Origin of the sequence: Photobacterium sanguinicancri, from assembly GCF_024346675.1 — a bacterium.
Classification (GTDB): Bacteria; Pseudomonadota; Gammaproteobacteria; order Enterobacterales; family Vibrionaceae; genus Photobacterium; species Photobacterium sanguinicancri.
This window is the reverse complement of the sequence record NZ_AP024850.1, coordinates 2,162,755-2,185,701: the sequence shown is the minus strand read 5'-3', so window position 1 is coordinate 2,185,701 and position 22,947 is coordinate 2,162,755. Positions and strand designations below refer to the sequence as shown.

15 protein-coding genes and 1 tRNA gene are annotated in these 22,947 nt (G+C 41.7%); 9 read left to right on the top strand and 7 right to left on the bottom strand.

Annotation, left to right across the window (positions count from 1 at the left end):
- Positions 1-5 precede the first annotated feature (5 nt).
- Positions 6-1,010: a putative 2-aminoethylphosphonate ABC transporter substrate-binding protein gene (locus OCU87_RS10370; RefSeq protein WP_261857064.1), complete on the bottom strand. Its 1,005-nt coding sequence runs from the start codon at positions 1,008-1,010 to the stop codon at positions 6-8.
- 287 nt (positions 1,011-1,297) lie between these two features.
- Here OCU87_RS10370 and OCU87_RS10365 point away from each other — a divergent pair.
- From OCU87_RS10365 to OCU87_RS10340, 6 genes are all read left to right on the top strand, one after another.
- Positions 1,298-1,387 (top strand) — tRNA-Ser (locus OCU87_RS10365).
- Between the two features lie 626 nt (positions 1,388-2,013).
- A complete protein-coding gene (locus OCU87_RS10360) occupies positions 2,014-3,246 on the top strand; it encodes an ankyrin repeat domain-containing protein (protein ID WP_261858370.1) in 1,233 nt (410 codons plus the stop codon).
- Positions 3,239-4,150 (top strand): radical SAM protein, encoded by a 912-nt coding sequence (locus tag OCU87_RS10355; RefSeq protein ID WP_261857063.1) that lies wholly within the window; start codon positions 3,239-3,241, stop codon positions 4,148-4,150. Before OCU87_RS10360 ends, OCU87_RS10355 begins: the two co-directional genes overlap by 8 nt.
- A complete protein-coding gene (locus OCU87_RS10350) occupies positions 4,147-5,406 on the top strand; it encodes a hypothetical protein (RefSeq protein WP_261857062.1) in 1,260 nt (419 codons plus the stop codon). Before OCU87_RS10355 ends, OCU87_RS10350 begins: the two co-directional genes overlap by 4 nt.
- The gene (locus OCU87_RS10345) at positions 5,403-5,975 is read left to right on the top strand and encodes a uracil phosphoribosyltransferase (RefSeq protein WP_261857061.1); all 573 of its coding nucleotides are present in this window, start codon (positions 5,403-5,405) and stop codon (positions 5,973-5,975) included. Before OCU87_RS10350 ends, OCU87_RS10345 begins: the two co-directional genes overlap by 4 nt.
- A gap of 399 nt (positions 5,976-6,374) precedes the next feature.
- Positions 6,375-6,890 (top strand): hypothetical protein, encoded by a 516-nt coding sequence (locus OCU87_RS10340; protein ID WP_261857060.1) that lies wholly within the window; start codon positions 6,375-6,377, stop codon positions 6,888-6,890.
- Between the two features lie 238 nt (positions 6,891-7,128).
- On the opposite strand, the gene OCU87_RS10335 is transcribed toward OCU87_RS10340, so the two are convergent.
- On the bottom strand, positions 7,129-8,016 hold the full coding sequence (locus OCU87_RS10335; protein WP_261857059.1) for a LysR family transcriptional regulator: 888 nt from the start codon (positions 8,014-8,016) through the stop codon (positions 7,129-7,131).
- Positions 8,017-8,120: 104 nt separating this feature from the next.
- On the opposite strand from OCU87_RS10335, the gene OCU87_RS10330 reads away from it, so the two are divergent.
- Positions 8,121-9,422, top strand: coding sequence for a serine hydrolase domain-containing protein (locus tag OCU87_RS10330; RefSeq protein ID WP_261857058.1), 1,302 nt, complete (start codon positions 8,121-8,123; stop codon positions 9,420-9,422).
- Between the two features lie 81 nt (positions 9,423-9,503).
- On the opposite strand, the gene OCU87_RS10325 is transcribed toward OCU87_RS10330, so the two are convergent.
- Entirely contained in the window at positions 9,504-10,790 is a 1,287-nt protein-coding gene (locus tag OCU87_RS10325) for a DEAD/DEAH box helicase (protein ID WP_062690681.1), read from the bottom strand.
- Positions 10,791-11,039: 249 nt separating this feature from the next.
- Here OCU87_RS10325 and OCU87_RS10320 point away from each other — a divergent pair, with 249 nt between their 5' ends.
- Positions 11,040-11,207: a hypothetical protein gene (locus tag OCU87_RS10320; RefSeq protein WP_157072618.1), complete on the top strand. Its 168-nt coding sequence runs from the start codon at positions 11,040-11,042 to the stop codon at positions 11,205-11,207.
- A 76-nt stretch (positions 11,208-11,283) separates the two neighbouring features.
- On the opposite strand, the gene OCU87_RS10315 is transcribed toward OCU87_RS10320, so the two are convergent.
- The 4 genes from OCU87_RS10315 to OCU87_RS10300 all read right to left on the bottom strand — a co-directional run bounded on the left by OCU87_RS10315 (position 11,284) and on the right by OCU87_RS10300 (position 21,911).
- Positions 11,284-12,462, bottom strand: coding sequence for a dicarboxylate/amino acid:cation symporter (locus tag OCU87_RS10315; RefSeq protein WP_261857057.1), 1,179 nt, complete (start codon positions 12,460-12,462; stop codon positions 11,284-11,286).
- Between the two features lie 334 nt (positions 12,463-12,796).
- The gene (locus OCU87_RS10310; RefSeq protein ID WP_083540922.1) at positions 12,797-14,401 is read right to left on the bottom strand and encodes an ABC-F family ATPase; all 1,605 of its coding nucleotides are present in this window, start codon (positions 14,399-14,401) and stop codon (positions 12,797-12,799) included.
- A 278-nt stretch (positions 14,402-14,679) separates the two neighbouring features.
- Complete coding sequence (locus tag OCU87_RS10305) at positions 14,680-19,479, bottom strand: fibronectin type III domain-containing protein (protein WP_261857056.1); 4,800 nt, start codon at positions 19,477-19,479, stop codon at positions 14,680-14,682.
- A gap of 338 nt (positions 19,480-19,817) precedes the next feature.
- Positions 19,818-21,911: a methyl-accepting chemotaxis protein gene (locus tag OCU87_RS10300; RefSeq protein WP_062690498.1), complete on the bottom strand. Its 2,094-nt coding sequence runs from the start codon at positions 21,909-21,911 to the stop codon at positions 19,818-19,820.
- A 336-nt stretch (positions 21,912-22,247) separates the two neighbouring features.
- Between OCU87_RS10300 and OCU87_RS10295 the strand changes: the two genes are divergently transcribed.
- Positions 22,248-22,862 (top strand): cob(I)yrinic acid a,c-diamide adenosyltransferase, encoded by a 615-nt coding sequence (locus OCU87_RS10295; RefSeq protein WP_062690499.1) that lies wholly within the window; start codon positions 22,248-22,250, stop codon positions 22,860-22,862.
- Positions 22,863-22,947 lie beyond the last annotated feature (85 nt).

Sequence of the window (22,947 nt, the reverse complement as noted above, 5' to 3'; positions counted from 1 at the left end):
TCTTATTAGCTTCTGTTTTCAGTGCGGGATTCAAAATGCGCAGACCATTTTTTCAAAACAGCAGCGCGGTCATTTGCCATGGCATTAAAATCAATATCAGCAATAGCGGATTCAACATCGGGGTAGTTTTTTACCTTGCCGCTGACCTCTTTATGGGCCACGACAGGGTAGACGGTGTTATAAAGCTCGTTGGCTTCTTTTGAGATAGACCAGTTAACCAAGGCTTGTGCGGCTTTAGAATCAGTATTCACCAGTGCAACCGCTTCGGTATCCCAGCCAATACCCTTTGGTAATATCAAATCAATAGGGGCACCTTGTGATTTGAGCTTAGCGGCGCGAAGCGCGAACGAGATACCAATCACCGTTTCCCCTTGGGCAGATTCAACGCAGGGCTTTGAGCCTGAATGGGTGTACTTGGCGATGTTATTGTCTAATCGCGCCATGTAATCCCAGCCTTGTTCGTTCCCCATAGTTTGTAACCATGCCGAGACTTGGGTATAGCCCGTACCTGAAGAACTCGGGTTAGGCATAACAATGTGGCCTTTGTAAATTGGCTTAGTGAGATCTTCCCACGTGTTTGGTTTCGGCAAGTTAAGTTGCTTGGCGATAATTTCGTTAAAGCAGACAACGTTAAAAAAGGCATCGTGACCATACCAAGCTTGGTTGGCTTGCGGATCGATCATGGTGGGTTTTAATGATTGCATGCCTACGGGGGTAAAAGGTTTGATGACGCCTTGCTCTTTAAGTAACGCAAGTGAAGAGCCTGCCAGTCCCCAAATAACATCTGCTTGGGTGTTTTTCCCTTCTGCCAGCAACTTCGCGGTGATGACACCTGTTGAATCTCGGACCCAATTAATGTCGATATCAGGATGGCTTTTTTGAAATGTATTTTTAAAATCGGACAGTAAGTCCGTTTCAAAGGCGGTATAGACAGTGATTGTTTCTTTTGCGTAAACGTGGGCTGACGTAGCAAGTAATAGGGTTGCGCCTAGGCAATGTGCAAGTTTCATTTTCCATCCTTAGTTATTGTGAGCTTGGCGATAATAAGAGTGGTTAATGAAGGCTAGGTGTGATTTTTGTTACGAATAGGTTAATTGTCTTGATGAGGGGAGGGCGTAAGCGCGCTTTAGCTATCTAGGGTTATAGCGCGTATTGGTGCGGTTAGTATGAATAATGCACGCCAATTTATCTGATTCGTACGATGAGGCAACGGCTTGTATAAATGCCGTTCACTTAATCTTTAATTTAGGAATTAATGGTTTACAGCAGCAGAGGGAAAACCTAATATAAGCGCCATGGAGAGATGGCTGAGTGGTCGAAAGCACCGGTCTTGAAAACCGGCGGCGGTTTATCCCGTCCTAGGGTTCAAATCCCTATCTCTCCGCCATATTTAAGAAAGGCGCTAATTTATTAGCGCCTTTTTTGCGTTTGAGCTACCTTGAAAAGGATTTGTACCAAATCCTCCATACCCAAAGAACTCCGCCACATTCGAAAAAACCGCTGAAATATCAGCGGTTTTTTTTCGTCTAAATTTTGTGATTAGAGATAGGGTGCGGAACCCTAGCTCAGGGTTCACCTGAGCGAAGCGAAAGCACATTGCCCGTGCCGAAGGCGCGAAAAGGCAATAGCCCGAAGGGCGCGAGTTTACGAGCAGTAAATCCCTATCTCTTTGTTGATGGAATGAGTAAGTGTTGATAGCACTTTCTAACTCGCTTTTGCCCCATTTCGCGTTAGAGTTGTTGCTTGTAACATATCTCTGTACTTTCAATTTGTCCAAGTTTTTCTAATGGCTGCATTGTGCACTCATTGCTTACTAGATGTTGGCTATTCAATACTCATTCTCATCTAGAGATTAACTGAGCAAAGTCTCCCTCCTACATGTGTCATCCACAGTTACACGCTGTAATAAATATGAACACACTTGAATTTCAACTTGCCGCAGTGCATTCCTACCGTTATGGTACGTTACACATAAGATATTGAATGCAAAGTTAAAGAGGGCGTGTGTGGGCTATGGTTACAGAGTTGATCGGGAAAAATATAAAAAAATTAAGGGATGAGTTTAACTTGTCCCAAAAGGAACTTGCGGAAAGGTTGCATGTAGCAAGACCTGTAATCTCAAATTGGGAAAACGGCAAGAACGAACCATCTTCTTCACAACTTCTAAAATTGTCGCAGATATTTAAGACATCAACTGATGAGCTTGTAGGGAATACATCTGTTAAAAAAAAGGTTATCGTTGTTGATACATCTGCATTGATCAAGCGTCCCTCCATCGTTGATGAGTTGGAAAACTACTTTGATGAAGTTGTGATTCCCCATGTTGTAATTTCGGAGCTTAACAATCTAAAAGATAGAGGGAACCCATCGACAAAGCAAAAAGCTTGGTTGGTGATGAAGTTTATAACAGAAAAAGAGAGTAGATTTTGTATAGAACCAACCATAAAAAATGACGGAAATAATGATGAAAAAATAGCAGATATTGCAAGAAGGAGAGCCGCATCGAAACCTAATGATGAGGTCTATCTATTGTCTGATGATATCTACTTTCAATTTCTGACAAAAAACATTCATAATTTGTCAGCAATTACACCATCGAAATATATTGAGACCTTCCATAGTACTCATAAAGATTATGACTGTGTTCGTTCTATTGAGTTTGTATCACTTGTAAAAAATAGAAAATATGAAGAAGTCAAAAAGTTTGATCTCAGTCGTGTTGATATAAACTTTCACAGTCCAGATAGCGGTTTAACACCTTTGATTTGTGCCGTTAGAAATAGAGACATATCTATGATCAAGTATTTGTTACAGTTAAAAGAACTTGATCTGGATGTTCGAGATAAACATAAATACAAATTTTCTGCCATCCATCATGCTACGCAATTGAAAAATTTGAAGATAATTAAACTACTTGTAGAGCATGGCGCAGATATAGATTATGGAAGTGGTGGCAAAAATGCTGGAAATACATCTTTGATGATTGCTTCGTGGAGTGGTTTTTCGGATGGGGTAGATTACTTTTTGTCTCACGATTCATGCGTAAATCAACAGGATAGCAATGGCTATACACCTTTGATGAAAGCTTGTATAAAGCATGATAGGAGAATAGTTGAAAAGTTGATCGATAAAACAGATCTAACTATTAGGTGTAGAAACGACAAGAAGGCCATAGATTATTTGGATGCAAATAATTCAAAAAGCAGTGACATATTTGAATTGTTTAAAGGAAAAGAAATTGATTGATAGAGCTTGTATATCATTGGGTGAAAAATGCAATTTGAAATGTAGTTATTGTCATTTTCACAATGAAAACAATGGAAAAATAAGTGGTAGACCTCAAGAGTTTAGTGCTGATGAATTGATTAACATAGTAAGCGAGATTAACGATTACGCAATAAGTAATGATGTTTGTACGTTTAAAATAGGCATTGTAGGTTCGGGAGAGCCACTTTTACAGTATAGAAAAATTGTTGAGTTAATTACTTATGTGAAAAATAATAATTTAAACAGACTAACTTTCTATACGATCACAAACGGCACAATACTTAACGATAGAATTTTAAATTTTTTCTATGAGCACAGAGATTTCATCAAACTATGTTTTTCTTTGGACGGATATGAAGAACTGCACAACATAGGAAGAGAAAAATATCATATGGTTTATAATGGCATAAAAATGTATGAATCAGTATTCGGTGAAAAACCTCCTATAAATTGTACAGTACATCATGAAACAATTAATAAAAAAAACAAGTTACGTAGTTATCTTGAAAATGAAAGCTTCAAAGATGTGACATTTTCACGATTATTTGATTCTCATGATGTAAATATGACAATATCAGAAAAAGAATACAAAAACTTACTTTCTGAATTCAAAGGGAGTCAGTTTGATATTCGTCAATTAGATGAAAAAAACAAGAAAAAGTACGACTGCACAATGTATGGGACTCTGTGTGGTGTAGGTAGAACGAATATCTTCATTACAAAAAAAGGAATTTACCCTTGCGGTAGGTTTTATGGACATGAAAAATATAATTATGGTTCATTCGATATGAGTCTTAATGATCTTGAAGTTAAAATGAAGAAAATGAAGTCCTTAAAAGATGGCGAATGTTACTTTGATAAATATTTAGAGGTGATAAATTGAAGATTGCAATCTATGGTGTATCGAGGTCAGGTAAAGATTACCTGATTGATCGAGTTGTTAATCATCTCAACTTGAATAGTGATATTAAAGCATGTCATATAGAAGGTTCCAAAACATTAAATAGCATCGCATTTGAAACATATGGGCGTTCTTTCAAGAGCCTATGTGAATCTGATAAAGTAGCATTAAGGAAAAAGTTTGTAGATATTGTTAATCAAAAAGAAAAAGAATATCAATTAGTGATTGTTGATGGACACTATTCTTTTATAAATGAAAACTCATACAACGTAGTTTTCACCGATGAAGATAAAAATACTTACGATCACTTTTTTTATCTGGATACACCATCTCATATGATTATCAAGTTTGCTAGAAATAGTGGAGGTGAAAAAAGAAACTTAGATATAACTGAAGAACAAGTTTTTAATTGGAAATTGTATGAAAAGGATGAATTGCAAAAGGTTTGTTCGTTATTAGATAAAGAGTTGGTCATTTTGGATGAGGATGCTCAATCTTGTGTTGATTTCATCGAATCGTGGGTGAAAGGTTTTGATGAAAAATACTCTTATAATAAAATGGCTAATAACATTTTAGACGGTTTAACTAATGAATTGAGCCAAGTAAATGAAGTTTTATTGTTAGACTGCGATAAAACAGTTTCTACCAACGATGTAACATATGATTTCTGCCAAGAGTTAGATATTGACTCATATGCGCTGAAAAAAATATTTCGTAATGATCGATATACATCTTATCAGTTTTATAAGGTGTGGTGTTTATACAAATCAAAAGAAGCACCGCTAATAGTTAGTGCATCAGAAATTTCTTTAGAAAGAGCTAACTTGAGTAATGATATATTAGGTTTAATTAAAAATAGACGTGATGCACTTGTTATAGGTATTACATCTGGTGTATATCAGATATGGGATTTAATCTCAAAGAAACATGACCTTTTTAATGTTCTAATTGGCAATACTTGTTCTAATAGTCTTGATTACTATGTAACGCCTTTATTAAAGAGATCGATTGTTTTAGAACTCCAAAAAAGGAAAAAAAATGTAACTGCTATCGGTGATTCCATCATAGATATCCCAATGCTAGAATCAGCTGATTTTGGTTATATTGTTGCACACGAAAAGGTGAATAGAGTAGTAGAAAAATATTTAGTTCAAGAAAAGTCTACTCAGATAAAACAAATATTTAGAAGTGAATTTGGTTATAGTTTAAGTAATGTTAGTGAGTTGGAAGTGGCATGAGTGTGTTTGTTTTAGATAAAGATAACAATAGGAAAGATGAAGTTTTGTCATTGATCGAAATTTGTAAAAGTTCATCAATGATAATGGGTGGGGAACTTCGTAAGGCACACTATCAACTGGGTGAAATTATCTCAACACAAATAATGAGTGCATCCAACAGTAATTCATATGCTGTTCTAATTTTGATGCGTGCAGGTTTATGCTATGGAAGTGGCATTGCTGATAAGCTCGAAGAGCTAGGGGCGTCCGTAACCATCATATTTATTAACGACGATACAATATCTTCTGAGGACTTAGATATGTTATCTGATAAGGAAATTATCATTGTTGATGCTGTTATCAATTCTGGCAAGAGTGTTTTCACTTTACTAAATCAGCTGCCTGAAAATGGAAATAATTCAGTTAAATTAGCAACTACGGTAATTCCAAATAGTTCAGTTTGTTTATTTGATGGTTTAAAACTTTTCACTGTTAGGACTTCAGAAAATCAGTATAAAGGGGCAAAAGTTAACAAAATATCTGATGGGAAAGGCCCTGATACTGGTGACAGACTATTTAATACTTATTAAAAAATGGATTATAGTACACAGGTGCAATCTCTTTTAAATGTACGAGATGAAGACGATAGGTAATTTAAATAGTGTAGGTTACATTTCCTACTGCAAATGATCTGAGCTAGAGCAAACCCTCTAGCTCAATATTTTTGTCCCAAACTTACTTAGAGCAATTGATCTAACAAACTCTGTTTAGATAAATTGGCTATCTCAACCAATGGGAGCGGAAAGATCAGGTTGCGGAAATGATCGTCAGTAAGGCTCGTAGTTATTTTGATGCCTATATGAGGGAGCTCTGCAACAGCACATCCAGTGTACGTATATACAGCTACGATTACTCGTGTTTTTGTATACAGGTTCGCAATTATTGTGAATCAATAAGTTATAGCATTTGCTGTTCTGGATTTAGACAAAATGATAAATTATAACAATGCGTTAAGCTTTGTAAGGTATTTTAAAAAGTGCTTAGTAAACCTTAGCTCACTGGAAGGCGACAAGTTTTGTGAAGATTATGAGCAATACACCAACAGTCGTTTGACATCAGCCAAGGCACATCATTTGATTATGTTACTAGATAACGCTTATACAAACATTGAGCGTCTCAAAATGCTTGAGTTATGGGCTGACAAACATATTTCACCTACAGCAAGAAAGCAATTCTTAACTGCTGAATGTCAAAAAAAAGCATCGTGGAAGAGTGACTTAGCAACATTTGAAGCTAAAAACGTAACGCATTATATGGCAAAATATTCAGCAAAAGAAATTGCGCCTGAACTTGTGGGGTTAACGGAATCTGATGTATTAGATCTTCTAGCCTCATTAGGCCTTAATAGACTTAAAGAGTCAAAAAAATCGCCAGGTAATGACATTTTTTGCGAGGCAGTACTAGAGGAGCGTGTAAAACCCAAGGCTGTGACTGAAACAGCTTAATGGCCGTGATTCCTATGTTTTGATCAGGTCGAAGTGTACTATTAATCTCGACCTGAAAGGGATAGGGTTATAAAAATAGACCAAAGCTGTAATCAACAGGTTGGAAGTGTAAAGTCCTCGGCCAAGATTTGTGAGTAACACTCCTAGCTTTGCGATACTTTTCCTTATAACAAAGGTGACAATAAGGTAACTGACTCTAACTTACATTTGTCCAAAAACACGCTGCCACGGCTCATAGCTACAGATTAAGTTTCTTCGCAACCTGAGTCGCCACGGCGAGGATTTCAGACTCTTGTTGAGAAGAAATGGATGACATGTTGTAAAACAAAATACAGTCTTGGCGCACCATTTTTGGGGCTTCTTGTAGTTCCACTTCTCGAATATCGCCGTTTGTGATGTGGTGGCTCATCTTGTCGGGTGAACACACTGTCCATCCGCCTCGTTTTAGTTTATCGATGAGCAAGTGTTGCGAGCTGACAATCTCAAATTCGCTGCTGAGCTTAGTGTGTCTTAACTCATTGGCGAGATCATTTTCTGTTATAAGCTGGCGAAAAGTCGCCAACTCAGCGATAGATACCGGTTTGTCAGGGATTGTTGAATTGGTAGCAGTAAAGATACTCAGATGAAAAGAGCCAAGGTTGATACTGCCAATGCCCGCGCTAGGGTGGAGGTTACCCATACCCGGCATGATAGCAAACAGTGCATCGCCGTCTTCTACTTGCTGTAAACAGTGGTTTCTATCCCTTTGCAACCAGTTAATGATCATGCTTGGTTGAAGCGATTTAATCTCTGACTCGATACTCAACAGCAATTGTGAGGGGATTAAACTGTCGTGATAAACGGTAATGTTGCTTAATTTACCTTTGTAGGCAGACAACGCAATATTCTCGAACTCCAAAGACTGTCTAGCCAATAACCTTGCACGTGGGTACAGCCGATGCGCCGTATCACTGGGTATTGCCTTCTTCCCTTCGATAGAAAAAAGCGTCACGCCCATCATATCTTCCAGTGCGTTAATGCGTTCTCGTACCGTTGATCGCGCTTTACCCAGTTTATTACTGGCGGCGCTATAGCTTTGCAGTTCGTAAACACTGGTAAAGCAGGCCACTTGCTCTATCGAAATCATCTCATCACCTTTGTACTGTTTGAGCGTACATTTTGGATTTATATGTTTGAATCTAACAAGTTAATCTAGTCCCGTACACACAAGATTGTTAACGGGGATTTCAGATGAATAAGTCGATTATTTCACTCATGGTGACAGGTCTAGTTTCTACCTCAGTGTTTGCCGACGTTAAGCCAATGTCGACAGTGCCAGCACAGCCGAATGAGCAAGTAACATTGAGTAACTATACCCATGTTCCTTTCAATCAGTGGGCATTCCAAAATATGGGGATCCACCCAAGCGTGATGGTCGCTCGTGATGGGGCAATCAATGATATTCCTCAGGCGCTTAACCCAGATGTTGTTCAACACAAGTTTTCCTATGGTGATGAAGTGTTGTCATTTCGTGAGGCGATGATTAACGACCATACCGATGGCTACATTATTCTGAAAGATGGCAAAGTACTGCATGAAGAATATTTTGGTGATTTTACCGCAAGAGACCATCATCTGTGGGCTTCAAGCACAAAGTCACTCGTTGGTCAGGCGTTAGGCTTATTGGTTGAGCAGGGGAAGGTCGATGTTAATGAAAAAGTGAGTACCTATATTGTTGAATTGAAAGGGACGCACTTTGGGAAGCAAACCGTTCGTACGCTTTTGAATATGACTTCCGCTGTTAACTACAGTGAAGACTATGTAAACATGGCACCCGGTGATGTGCATTTCGAATACTTTCGTCGCTTAGGGTTTATTCCTGCGTACGATTTGATGGCATTAGATCCGATGAAGGCTGACACTCCACGAGATCTGTTGAGCTTTGCTGCCATGTTCGAAAAGAACAAAGATTTGAAGGTTAACCATAAGTTTGAATACCATAGCCCGAACGTTGATGTGATTGGCTGGGTAGTTGCGCGTGTTTCTGGTCAGCCACTTAACAAATTCATTGCTGATAATATCTGGAGCAAACTCGGGGTGGAGCATGATGCTTTCTTCATGACCGACATGAACTACAATCCTGTAGCGACAGGGGGCTTCAATACGACGCTACGAGACTTTGCACGTGTTGGCCTAGCAATGGCCAATAATGGTGCGTACAACGGCGAGCAGGTTTTCTCTGAAAAGTGGGTGAAAGACAGCTTTACTATCACCAAAGAAGAAAATACGCACATGATGAATAGCGTGTATAAAAACGCGGATAGTGCAGTGTTTGACCCACACCTAGAGGGTTATAAAAACTTCCTTTGGGTACATGACTCCGAGAAAAACATTGCGACCTTTCGAGGGGTATTTGGCCAGTTCCTTTATATCAACCAAGAAAAGAATGTCGTCATTGCTACTTTCTCTTCGGCTGATAGCGCATCCAATGCCGCTCGTGAAACCTCAAAGGCAAGAGTTCAAGCATTCGAATCGTTAGCTGAATCGCTATAGCTATAGTCACCGCATATAAGAAAGCCCAGCAAGTGCTGGGCTCAGTCGGTGATTTAAAAGCGCTCTCGGAAAGAGGGTAGATTAAAAGTTGTTTAACCAAACATCGGCATTTGATGATGCTTTGTTTTTACGCTTTTTCTTACCTGTGCCTTCAGGCTTCGCCACAGGTTTAATGGCCGCTAGAAGTTCTGCTGTGATGTTTTCATCCACTTCGAAGCCTTCAACTTGTTCACGCTCAAGACGGATCTTGTTCTTCTTCTCGATGACTTTGAAGTGATGGTAATCTTCATAATCAAGCAGTGATAATGCTAAGCCGACTTCACCCGCACGACCACTACGACCGATGCGGTGCATGTAGTCTGATGGGCTGCGTGGTAAATCAAAGTTGATTACTACTGGCAGTTTTTCAATGTCTAAACCACGAGCCGCGATATCTGTCGCAATTAATACTTCAATTTCACCAGATTTAAACGCATCAAGTACGCGAGTACGGGCGCCTTGGCCTTTATCACCGTGGAATACTTCTGCATTAATGCCACGTTTGTGAAGTTTATCCGCTAAGTGTTCACAGCTGTTTTTAGCATTCACGAAAATCAGTGCTTGTCGCCATTGATGCTGTTGGATCAAATGTGCGAGTACGGCTGTTTTCTCACCTTTGTTCACGTTAAATACGCGTTGTACTAAGGTGCTGGCGTCAGAACTTTGTAGCTGAACTTCGATAGGGTCGTTTAGCAGCTCTTGCGTTAACGTTTGTACTTGCTCTGGGAATGTTGCCGAGAATAGCAAGGTTTGCTTTTTCTTCGGTAGCAGTGCCAATAATTCCGCTAGTTCTTCGGTAAAACCAAGGCTTAACATGCGGTCGGCTTCATCAAGCACTAAGGTTTTAACCTTATCAAGCTTAATCGCATTACTTGAAATCAGATCAAGTAAACGGCCTGGCGTTGCAACCAAAATATCTGTACCGCCACGTAGTGCAAGCATTTGAGTATTCGCTGACACACCACCGAAAACAGCAACGGTTTTAATCGCCCCATTAAAATGCGTAGCGTAAGACTTAATGCTATCAGCAACTTGCTTAGCAAGTTCACGGGTAGGAACCAAAATTAGTCCACTAACGTAATTACCTTTTCCGCCAGTAGAGCGATCACTCTGTGTCGCAAGGTGCTGCAAGATAGGTAATGCAAAAGCCGCTGTTTTACCCGAGCCAGTGTTAGCGCCTGCAATTAAGTCACGTCCTACTAAGACACTTGGAATAACTTGCGCTTGAATAGGGGTTGGCTGTTGGTATTCCAGCTCAGTTAATCGATTTAAAAGAGGTGAAATAAGGCCAAGTTCCGCGAAGTTGGCTGGCGTTGTGGCAGTAGTCATTAATATAAAGGGCTCAGAGCTAAGATAATAGCGCGGTATTTTAACGTATTTATGCCACATTAAGTAGGGGCTACTTTCACCTTATTCAATTCGGTTAGACCGAATGTTGATTTCAAGTATTACGTCATTATCAAAAAGTGCCAAAGGTGTACAATGGATGATAACACCTATCTGGTTGGACCTGTTTGATGTCATTATCGATAAGCGTAAGACCATACCTCTATGTTTTAAACTTGAATGGGGAAGTGTATGAGATTAGTTGAGCACCAAGCCTTTATTTCAGAAATAGACAAAGCATTTTGTTTTGATAAAGAAGAGATCGACGTCTTTGATGGTCAAACTCTTCATAAGTTGGAACTATCAGGTGGTTTCTTCGTATTCCTTCTTTTTGTATTTATTTTCTCTGCCCTTTATTGAGTGTGATTTCATTTTGTAGATACAAAAAACCGCTGAACAGTCAGCGGTTTATGTTATCAATCAAGCTACAATTTGATTACTTAGCAGTTTGTGTTTCCGCGGTAGATGCAGGTTGTTTTTGAGCAAATTTATTGACCCAAAGTGAAATCGCCCCATCACCTGTAATGTTACATGCAGTGCCAAAGCTATCTTGAGCCATGTATAGCGCAATCATCAGTGCCAGTTCGGCTTCACCAAAACCAAGCATAGACGCCATTAATCCTAATGCCGCCATGACACCGCCACCCGGTGCACCTGGTGCTGCGATCATGGTAATGCCTAGCATCATGATAAAAGGCAACATTTCTAGCAACGAAGGCAGCGCAATGTGTTGGCTAAGCGCCATCACTGCTGTTGAACAGGTGACGAGCGTAATAGTAGAGCCTGACAGGTGGATAGTGGCACACAGTGGAATGGTGAAGTTAGCAATAGATTCATCCACACCGTTGTTTTTGGTTTGGCGCAAGGTAACAGGGATTGTTGCAGCAGAAGACATAGTACCAATTGCGGTGAAGTACGCTGGAAGCATGTTCTTGATCAGCTTAATTGGAGACATGCCTAATGCTAAACCAGTGATTGTGTATTGGATGGTGATCCATACCCAGTGCATGAATACAGCCAATGCTAAAACAACGCCAAATGTTTTCAGGGTTGTAAAGACTGTGCCTTCCGCTGCCATTTCGGCAAAAATGCCTGAAATGTAGAACGGCAGTAGTGGAATGATGACTTTAGATAACAGCAGATCAATGATACTACGGCCATCATCGGCAATTTCTTTTAGGCGAACACTGTTAGTGACACTGATGCCTAAACCAAATAAGAAAGCGGTAGCTAGTGCTGTCATTACGCCAAACATTGGTGGAATTTCTAGGCTGATAAAGCTGGTTAGTTTAGCGCCAGCATCAACAGTGGTTTGGTCTGGGCTTGGAATACCAGTAATAACAGAGCTAGCAACGATAAACGCTAAGCTGCCTGCAATAATCGTTGAACCGTATGACAGTGCCACGGTTTTACCCAGCAAGTTACCCGAGTTTTTCGGTAAGCTTGCAATTCCACTGGTGATGTAAAAAAGAATGATGAGGGGGATGGTAAACCCAATCAGTTGTCCACCAATCGATTTAACGGTCAGCAGTATGCGAACGATTTCATCGGGAGCAAAAAAGCCAAGTAAGATACCGGCGACAATACCGGCGATCAGTTTCAATATTAATTTCATTTTGTGTATCCAGCTGTGTGTTTGCGAACGGTTAGCCTGTTGTAGTGAATTAGCCATTAATGTGCATTGAGTAGCATTATATTTTAGGAAATGGCGATTCAAGGCTATTATTTACAACCGTAAGTACTATTTAGCATTTTTATGCCGCTGTGTCATTTTTTGAAAGTTTATTAATATTTTTTATTTGAGTGCTCAACAAACGGTAGGGATAATAGACCGATTGGTTCTAGTTATTGGTTGTAAGGCAAGTGCTGGGTAGTATTTTAATGATAAAAAAAGACCACTGAATTCAGTGGCCTCTTTGGTTTAAAAACGCGAGATTAAAATGCTGTCTCTATGCGATTGCGAGCATTTTTTTCTGGTGTGCAAGGTATTCATCGAAAGTACCTTGGAAGTTCACTAGCTGCTTATCCTTCACATCAATGATAGATGTTGCAAGCGACGAAACGAACTCACGGTCATGGCTTACAAAAATAAGCGTACCTTCATAACCTTTCAGTGCGTTGTTAAGTGCTTCAATCGCTTCCATATCCATGTGGTTCGTTGGTTCGTCCATCACGAGTACGTTGATGTCTTGCATCATTAACTTACCAAACAATAGACGGTTCTTTTCACCACCAGAACAGTTCTTGGCTTTTTTGTTGGCATCATCAGCTGTAAATAGAAGGCGGCCTAAAATACCACGTACCATCAAGTCATCGTGCTTGGTTGTACGCCACTGTGAAATCCAATCGAAGATGCTTAAGTCGTTGTCGAAATCTGCAGTGCTGTCTTGTGGGCAGTAACCAATAGACGCATTTTCAGACCATTTCACGATACCGTGTTTTTGTTCTAATTCGTTTACTAGGCAGCGTAGTAATGTTGTTTTACCCACACCATTTTCGCCGATAACGGCTAAACGTGTACCTGCTTCTAGCAGTAGGTTACCTTTTTCAAACAGTAAACCATCATCGAAGCCATGGCCTAAATCTTGTAGTTCAAGTGCTTGACGGTGCAGTTTTTTACCTTCGCCAAAGTCAATTGATGGGCTAATACGGCTAGTTGATTTCACTTCGTCTAGCTTAATTTTATCCATTTTCTTGGCGCGAGAACTTGCTTGTTTCGCTTTAGAGGCATTTGCACCAAAGCGGTTTACGAAGTCTTGAAGCTCGCTGATTTCAGCCGCTTTTTTAGCATTGCCAGCGAGTAGCTGTTCGCGAATAAGACCAGATGCTTCTAGGAAGTACTCATAGTTACCAGGATAAATGCGCAGCTCACCATAGTCGATGTCTGCCATGTGAGTACAAACTGAATTTAAGAAGTGACGGTCATGCGAGATGATGATCATTGTACACTTACGTTGATTCAGTTCTTCAGCCAGCCAGTTAATAGTATGAATATCCAAGTTGTTTGTTGGTTCATCTAGTAACAAAATATCTGGGTTTGCGAAAAGTGCTTGTGCAAGTAACACACGCAGTTTCCAGCCTGGTGCTACTTGCTGCATTAGACCGAAGTGGAATTCTTCTTCGATACCCGCTTGTAGCAAAATATCGCCAGCACGGCTTTCTGCTGTGTAGCCGTCCATTTCAGCGAATTCGCTTTCAAGTTCAGCAACTTTCATGCCGTCTTCTTCACTCATCTCTGGTAGAGAGTAAATACGGTCACGTTCTTTTTTGACTTCCCATAGTTTTCGGTCGCCCATGATCACAACGTCGATAACGTTGTGTTGCTCGAAAGCAAACTGATCTTGGCTAAGTACGCCAAGCTTAAGTCCAGGGGTGATCGACACATTGCCAGAGCTTGGCGTTAGTGCACCACTAAGAATCTTCATGAACGTTGATTTACCACATCCATTGGCTCCGATTAAGCCGTAACGGTTACCGTTACCAAACTTAGCAGAAATGTTTTCAAATAAAGGCTCGGCGCCGAATTGCATGGTGATGTTAGCGGTTGAGATCAAAGAAGTATTCCTAGGTATAAGATGGGCTAATTGCTTAGTCAGATATGCCAAATCAACAGAAATGAAAGCACGAATTATTAGGCGGCGAATTATACAGATAAATTCGATAAAGAACAGATGTGAGAGGTAAGTCACAGAAGGTAGTTGGTTGGAAAAACCAGAAAAGAAAAGAGATTAGCTAATTTAAGGGGGGAATAAGCCGTTTGGCCGCTGTGCTACGGGCTCAAAAGCATGAGCCCGTGCGTTGTAATTCAGCTAAAACTAAATGTTAGTCCTGATTAATGCTCCGTAAATAATGTGGCTATTTCATTTTCTGTCAGTGCTTTGTGGTACACCTTGACACTATCAAACGCTTGAACCTCTGTGATAGGGCAGTTCTCGGTTTGGTTTTCTGCACAAACCACCGCAGTATGTCCACCCACTTTGAAAGGTGATCCACCACCGTAGCCTGAGCTGTTCATCGCCGCCATGATAGGCTCTTGGCTGGCGAGCAAGTCCCCTTCAAACATCACATTATCTAAGTAGCCTTGCAGCTTGTTGTTCTCGCGATCTATTATCATGGCTACGTGGTGCCATTGTTCATCATCAATGGAGGCTGCTTGGCTGATGATGACTTTATTATCTTTCATCAGTCGGTCACGGAAACTGACCTGCATTTCAACGCCTGTAGCAGTAGAGCGAATTTCCCAACCGCCGTACTGCATGTTGTTGGGGCCAGATGACGATTTGCCGATCAGTAGCTTATTACCCTCTGTTTTTCCCATTTTGAACCACATGGAAGCGGTAAAGCTTTTATGGCCGGGATCTAGAGTATGCGGCAATAACGCATGACCAAGCGCATCGTTCTCCATCTTGGTTGACGCGATTAATGGAATCGTGAGGCCGTTGTCATTACCGGGTCCAGAGATTTGCGTATTGAGAATATCTTTGCCTGTAATCTTATCGATATCTGGCGCGGTTAAATCGTAGTGATTAGTTGAACCATCCTTGATGGTATTGCCATCTAAGGTATCCAGATCCCAATTGCCAGCGATGTCACGCTTAATCACTTGGATCTGAATTGGGCCTGTGGTTTCAAATTGTCCATCTGTTGCAGTATAGAGGAGCTGATCGACACCGATAAAATCAGCTGGTGGGGTGTAGTGCAGGGTGTTACCCACTTGAGTAACTGTGCCACCTTTTGCTGTCATGCGGTCAAAGTGACTGATGCGTAATATTTCACCGTTGGCATCAAAGTCGTTGGCCAGTGGATTAACTGAGCCAGATTCATTTTGATATACCGTGATGTAGTCTTTAAATGTGGCAGGTAGCATAGGATCGGTCAGCGCTGTTGCTGCTTTAAACTTAGAGCCATGTTGTAAGCGACCCGTTGTTTTCCATGCCTGCATGTTACCCATGTGGGTGGACGGGGTTTGGATTTGTTCATTGTTGTCGGTTTGTTCGCCGTGGCCTAAGCCAAAGTTATGACCAATTTCATGGGTGAAGCCCCAGTTCATTCGATAGTTGGCAATACAGCCAACCCAGTCGCCGCCCCCCCAACAATAGCCACCGTTTTTCGAATCTTGAAACTGAATTGAAAAGTTTGCAGCGTCTCTTGCAGCAGGGCGAGGATCTGTGGCTTTGCTTGAATCACCATTCACTTCAATCAGTGAGCGTGCGATATCCCAACGTAGGCCCGTTTTTTGTGCCCACGTGTAATCGAGCTCATTAATATGCCCTTCCATTTGAGCAACAGCATTGATGATGTTGCTACCTGCGTTTGCAACGAACTGCGAGTTGTTGTGAGTGAAGGTGATTCGCCCTAGGTTGTTATGAAAATCAAGCCCAGGTTGTGGCAAGTACAAACGATTATTGGTCATGACAGGCATATCAAAATCGATGATGAGCTCGTCATTAGTGATTTCGCTATTACCCAGCGCATCTTTGTTAATGCGATCTTTGATACTGATGTCATGAGTCCAGCGAAGACGATCCCCGCCCCATAAAGAGAGGTACATTTTGCCATTTGAATCTACAGCACCTGTTACAGTGAGCGTTGGATCATTATCTACAATGCCGCGGTACGTGCGTACTTCAGGCATAGGCACAACAGGCATGAACTGTTGTTCGCGTCTTTCATCGTAAGTGAGTAACTGATAATGCGGCGAACGTACAGAATGCTTGGTCAGCGAAAGGTTGTATTGCTTGCCTTCATGGGTGACCGATAGCGCAATTGAACGCGGTAGTGCTTCACCTGCTACCTTGCTTTCATCGATCACGACTGTATCGATAATCACTGGGGTTGATGTCCATGAGCTTCCCGCGGCACCTTGTGTTTCAATACGCACATAGTAACGACGGCCGGGGAGGATATTGTCTAATATTGCTCTGTTTTTACCTTCTCTTAAATCGCTAAGTTTGATGCGGTATTGCCAGCCTTGAGAATTATTGCCAGCATCCCTTTCACCGTAATAGACCCATACATCGCTATCGACCGCGCTTTGGTCAAGTAAGAAATCAATAGTGATTTGATTGCCATTGCTGGTTAAGCCACTCTGATAACCATTTTCGATGATTGCTATCGCAGGGTAGAGACTACTATGCGGGATTAAGTAATCACCTTTTAATAGCTGCTTAGTAATACTTGGCCCTTGCCATGCCACCGATAAGTGATCACCACCACCGCCTTCTTTGTGCATGGCTTCAATGTAGTAAAGTTGCCCTGCATTAAGCTGAATATTTTTGGTAACTTGGTTGTTGTTACTCCAGTTGTCGATAGAGGTATAGCCATTGATTCGTGCAGTGACAACGCCTTTCTCTGGCGTTAGATCTTCACTAATGCGCAGTTCGCTACCATCGTCAGAGGCAATCCAGAAGTTATATAGCCCTGTTTCGGGTACGCGCAAATAGCCTGATATTTTCTGGCCATAGTTATCACCCATACCAGCAATACTTTTAAATTGAGGCAGCACGTTTTGCGATGAAACTGGTGCTAGGGTGTTGATGTCGTTGATTGAGTTGCCAGAAATCCCCGTCCAAACTTGTTGAAGCACGCCTTGTTGTTGCAGTTGTGCAGCGGCAAGGGTAACGACTTTAACCTTCGATGTGGTACTTAAAGCACCATCTTTAATTTGAACTGTGAGCAAAAAGCTTGGCGTATTGGCACTCGTTGTCGCTGAAAGTGCTTTTACTAGCTTGATATTGCCTTGGTCATCGATAGCGAAGTAACCCTCATTGTTACCTGATTCGATGGTAAAGGCTGGGGTATTGTTACTGGTATAAGAAAGCGTACCCACTTGACTGTTAGCGAGGCTATTGGTTGCAAAAGCAAACGTAAAAGAAGCATAGTTAAAGGTCGGTGTACCTGCCGCTAGCTCCAATGTTGTGGCTTGTTGTTCACTTGATAACTCGCTGCTATTACCCGCCGTATCGATGGCCTCAACTTGGATTTTATAGCGTCGGTTTGCTTCGAGTGCCGTTAGTGGGTAGTGAGTAGCATATGTTTGGCCGACAAGTTTGCCATTTGCATAAATTTTGTAGAGTAGGTTAGCTTGGCGCGCATCGCCAGGTGCCATCCAGTTAACCGTCAAGCCATCGTGACTGATATTGGTTAGCGTAACCTGAGTGACTGGAGATGGTGGGATAATATCGTTAATGATAATGACCCCAGTTTGGCTGCTTGCTGATTCATTCCCCGCCTTATCAACGGCTTTGACGGTAATGTTATAGCGGGTGTTGCTTGTTAGCCCTGTTAACTCAAGGCTTAGCCCATTGACTGTTTTGAGTAGCTTGCCATTGTTATAAACGGCGTAGTGATCGACGCCGACATTGTCAGAGGCTGCTAACCACTCTAGTAAAATGTCATTTTTGCTTTTTTTCAGCCAGTTAAAGTTGCTGATGGGCGTTGGGTTTTCGGTATCAACAGGTTGGAGTAGGAATTCATTAGCAATGATCTCTCGCGTACCCTCTGGGATGGCCCAAGCGACATCGACAAAATCAGCACCACTCCCTTCTGCCATTATCGCACGCAACAAATAAGGCTTGCCCGCTTCGAGCGTGATCAGTTTAGATTGTTGTTCAGGACTTTTATCCCACTGGTTGATCGACGTGTGCGTTGGGGCTGCGGCTATCTTAGTGAAGTCTTTTTCACTTGTGGTGCTACTTAGCAGCAGTTCAGCTTCATCATCTGCTGCTATCCAGAATTGATAGTCTCCGGTAACGGGGGGAATGATATAGGCAGACATACGCTGTCCGTACCAGTTTGCGGTATTACGTGGTGATGAAAAGCTTGCTTCAGTGCTGACCGAAGAAGGGGCTTGCGGATAGGTCGGGTGAACTTTTAGCGAAGCAAGGTTGCCATGCATGTTGGCACCAGTATATACCTCGCGGTGTACCCCTTTTTGTTCCTTACTGATAAAGCCAAGTTTCAACTCGGTAGTTGAAACGCTTAATCCATCACTGACTTCAACCAGCACTTGCATGACTTTATTGGCCAGTTCAATAGGGGAGGCTTTTACCGAAAGTATCCCTTGTTCATTAATGCTAAAGAAACGTTGAGCATCAGCAGTAGCAAGGTGGTAAGTCAGAGGGTCATGGTTTTTATCTGTCGCGAGTATTTGACTTACTGAGTAACCATGAGGTGCATCCGCAGCTAACACAATTGGTGTCGGCTGACTGGTAATCTCAGGCGCATCGTTGGCTTGTGGTGTGGCTTTAAAGCTAATCGGTTCAGATACTTTACCATCATCATTAAAGCTTAAGACTTCATAGAGGTAGCTTTGGTTAGCGGTTAAGCCATTGTCTGTAAATGCGTGGAAACCTTTTTTGATCACCGAGATTTGTTGTCCGTCACGGTTTACATAGTAGCCTGATGCGTTGTGAGCGTCTTGCCAACCTAAGGTCACCGATGTTTCTGCGGTTGCCAGTAAGCGTAGCTGGGAAACTGGCGGCATAGGTTTGGTCACATCAGGTTTTTCTGGTTCTACGGGAATGCTGGGTGTCACTGGTTTTTGTGTGTTTGCATCACTACCTGACTCTCCGCCACAAGCGGCAAGAAGCACCAAGGAGGTTATGATAAATAAAGGCTTAGTAATCTTCATGTCTGCGTAATCTTTATAATTATTGATTTATAGCAATCTGGCTAACCAGCACGTTTTATTGTATTAAAAATACCAAGTTTGATGAGTACCTTACTCTTTACATAAGAGTGGTAACTGATTGGCTTTCGGAATAATTATGACGGTTATTAATAAAAGTGAAAAGATGCTAGTTATCTAAATTAACGTTAAGTTATCTGTAACTTGGGGGACAATTAAAAGAATTGTGATCTTGAGTCAGCCGGTAAGTTTTTTGGAGTATATGGCGCTTGAAGAAGAAAAAGCCAGCTAACAGGGTTAACTGGCTTTTATTACTATTTAAATTTAATGATAGCAGCAGGTTAGGTACGGAAGTTATTTAACTCTTTACGTAAATCTGTTGCGCTATCAGCAAGGCGAATAGTGATGTCTGCAGAGTCATTCATACTGTCCATCGCATCGGTTGCGGTTTCGTTGATGATGACAACATTACGGTTCACTTCCTCCGTCACAGAGCTTTGCTCTTCAGCGGCAGAGGCAATCTGGTTGTTCATATCGTTAATCACATTGATAGCTGCGTTGATTTCTTCAAGTGCAATTTGAGCCGCTTGTGTTTCTTCACGCGTATCTGATGCTTGTTGTTGGCTTTCTACCATTAACGACACAATCGATTGTGTTTCATCTTCTAGACGAGCCAGCATGCCTTGAATTTCTTCTGTCGATTTTTGAGTACGGTTTGCTAAATTCCGAACTTCGTCAGCAACAACAGCAAAGCCTCGGCCATATTCACCTGCGCGCGCAGCTTCAATTGCGGCATTCAATGCCAGTAAATTGGTTTGATCGGCAATACCACCGATTTCAGACAAGATGCTCTGAATAGCGGCGCTTGAAGCGGCTAGACTTTGAATTTGGTCTTGTGCGTTGTGAATGCGCTCAGCCAGTTGGGTGACTGATGTTGCTGCGTAGTCCATTTTCGCAATACCATCTTGGCTACTTGTTTGAACTTGGTTAGCGGCTGTTGCAGCTTGAACGGCTGAGTTTGCCACTTCTTGGGCTGTCGCACTCATTTCATTGATGGCTGTTGCTAAAGAGTTCACTTCATTTAGCTGGGTCATCAGTTTATCTTTGGCTTCTTCTGCTTTAATTCGACCCGAGCTAGCGTTTGCGTCAACACTTTCCGCTGTGGATGTTGCATGGCGCAATGTGTCTTGCATTCGGCCTAAGAAGGTATTGAACCATTGTGCCAGTTGGCCTGTTTCATCGGCGCTATTGATTTGAATGCGGCGAGTTAAATCACCTTCACCTTCTGCAATATCACGCATGCGATCAACCAGCTCAGCCATAGTATTGCCAATACGAGTCGCGAGTACGAACATAGCAACAATGCCTGCGATTGCCGCCAATACGCCAGCGAGAATACCTTTCGAGATCGCTTGTTCACTCTGCGTTTCGCTCCAGTTGGTAAACTGAGTAACATCTTTAACCAATACTTCTGAAGGGATAGATACGAGAACAATCCAAGGGTTGCCTGTGGTGTTAACAGAAGATACCGCGACCATTTCATTACCAATGGTGAGTAGTTCGTTACGGTTAGTCGAGGCAAGCGCTTGGATGTTCGCCCATTGCTGTTGCGTCTCACCGGATACCTTACGGCCTACATCGGAGGCTTTTTTGCTATGAGCCATAACATTGCCTTCCCATGAGGTAATCATTACATCGCCCTGGCCTTGAAATAGATCACGAGCAAGCTGTTCACTTTGGCCTTGGAATTCAGCAAGTGACCAGTCAAAACCTAACGAGCCAACAATTTTTCCGTTCACTTTTAGTGGCTGGCTGATAGTCGTAATCAGTTCTTTATTACCACGAACATCGTAGTAATAAGGTTCCATTACAAAAGTTTGGCCAGATTCAAATGGCGCTAAATGCCATTCATCAATACGTTCACCATTGTTATTAAGTGCTTGGTTGCGGAACGAAGCCATTGCTGCTGGCTCGAAGCCGCCAGAAGATGTTGGAGAGAAAAATGGAGATAAATAGCCTTGTTCGTTAATCGATGCCATACCATTGCTTGTTATCGCATCGCTCCATACTTTATCTTCCCAAACCATATAACCTGCAAAGACGCTTTCATCTTGGGTTTTTAAGCCAGCGATAAATTGATCGACCAGTAAGTCAGCACTAGCGTTAGCCGTACTGCTTAATTCCAGCATGGCACGAAGCTGATCTAGGTTCGCAAGTACAGGTGCTAGCTGGCTATTTAGCGTGTTACTTTGTTCTTTAGCGGTGGCAAGCAGGTTATCTTTTGTCGCTTGGGTTAGCTGCTCAGAAACTTGTTCTGTGATTTGCTGTTGGACGTTACTAAATGAATAGGTTGTAAAAGCCATTGCAATGCTAAGTGTGAATACCATTGCTAGGCCAGCACTGACCGCAATTCGTGTTTTAATAGATTTAAACACGGTGTTCCCTCTAGTGTAAGTTATTAATAAAAAGTGACTTTTTTCTATTTTTTTTTGCAGGTTTTCTACCTGTTATTATGCTGAGATATTTTACATTAACTTTATAAATGGATGATTTAGCGATATGTAAGCTTAATGCTTTGTATTAACAGCTTGTGAATGGCAGGTGGGGCGTGAATAAATGGTTTTAGTTGGAGCATTAATAGGCGCGTAATACTTAATAAGTATCTTGGAATTTATCTATTATATTCAGTTGATTAGAGTGGGAGTTAAATTTACTTGCTCCATTTAGACACAAGTTGCTATATTGATTTAAAATAGAACCAAAGGCGAGTTATGCTTCCCATTGAAGAAAAAAATAAGTTAGCGCAACAAACAGCACGGCATAAAGTGATGAAGATGAAAGTTCATGAAAAATCTGATCTTGCTGTTGATGATAAAAGGCGGGTGTTAGTACTAACAGGTAATGGCAAAGGAAAAACCAGTTCAGGTTTTGGTATGATCTTCAGAGCCTTGGGTCATAGCCAAGGCTGTGCGGTTGTTCAGTATTTGAAAGGTGACGCTGAAAGTGGTGAGCGTAACCTTTTGCAGCAATTGGGTGTACCTGTCGTCACTATGAATACAGGGTGCTCATTTAAAGAGGGTTATTGTGCTGAACGGGAACGTGTTCGAGCACGAGAAGTGTGGCTACAAACGTTAACATTTTTGAATGACCCAGGTATAGATGTTCTGTTACTCGATGAAGTCACTTATATGGTGGCGCGTAAGCACCTTGATGTCGATGAGATGATCGCCGCTTTTGAAGCGCGTCCTGCTAATCAGTCTGTTATTTTAACGGGTAGGGCTGCTCATCGTAAGTTGCGCGAATACGCAGATACAGTGTCGCGTGTCGATTGTGTCAAACATGGTTTGCAAATAGGGTTGAAAGCGCGAAAGGGCATCGAGTTTTAATTACTGCAGTTCGCTTAGTGTCGTCTAAAAATCCCAGTGTTGATGAAAACAAGTAAGCCGCTGATGATATCTATCAGCGGCTTAA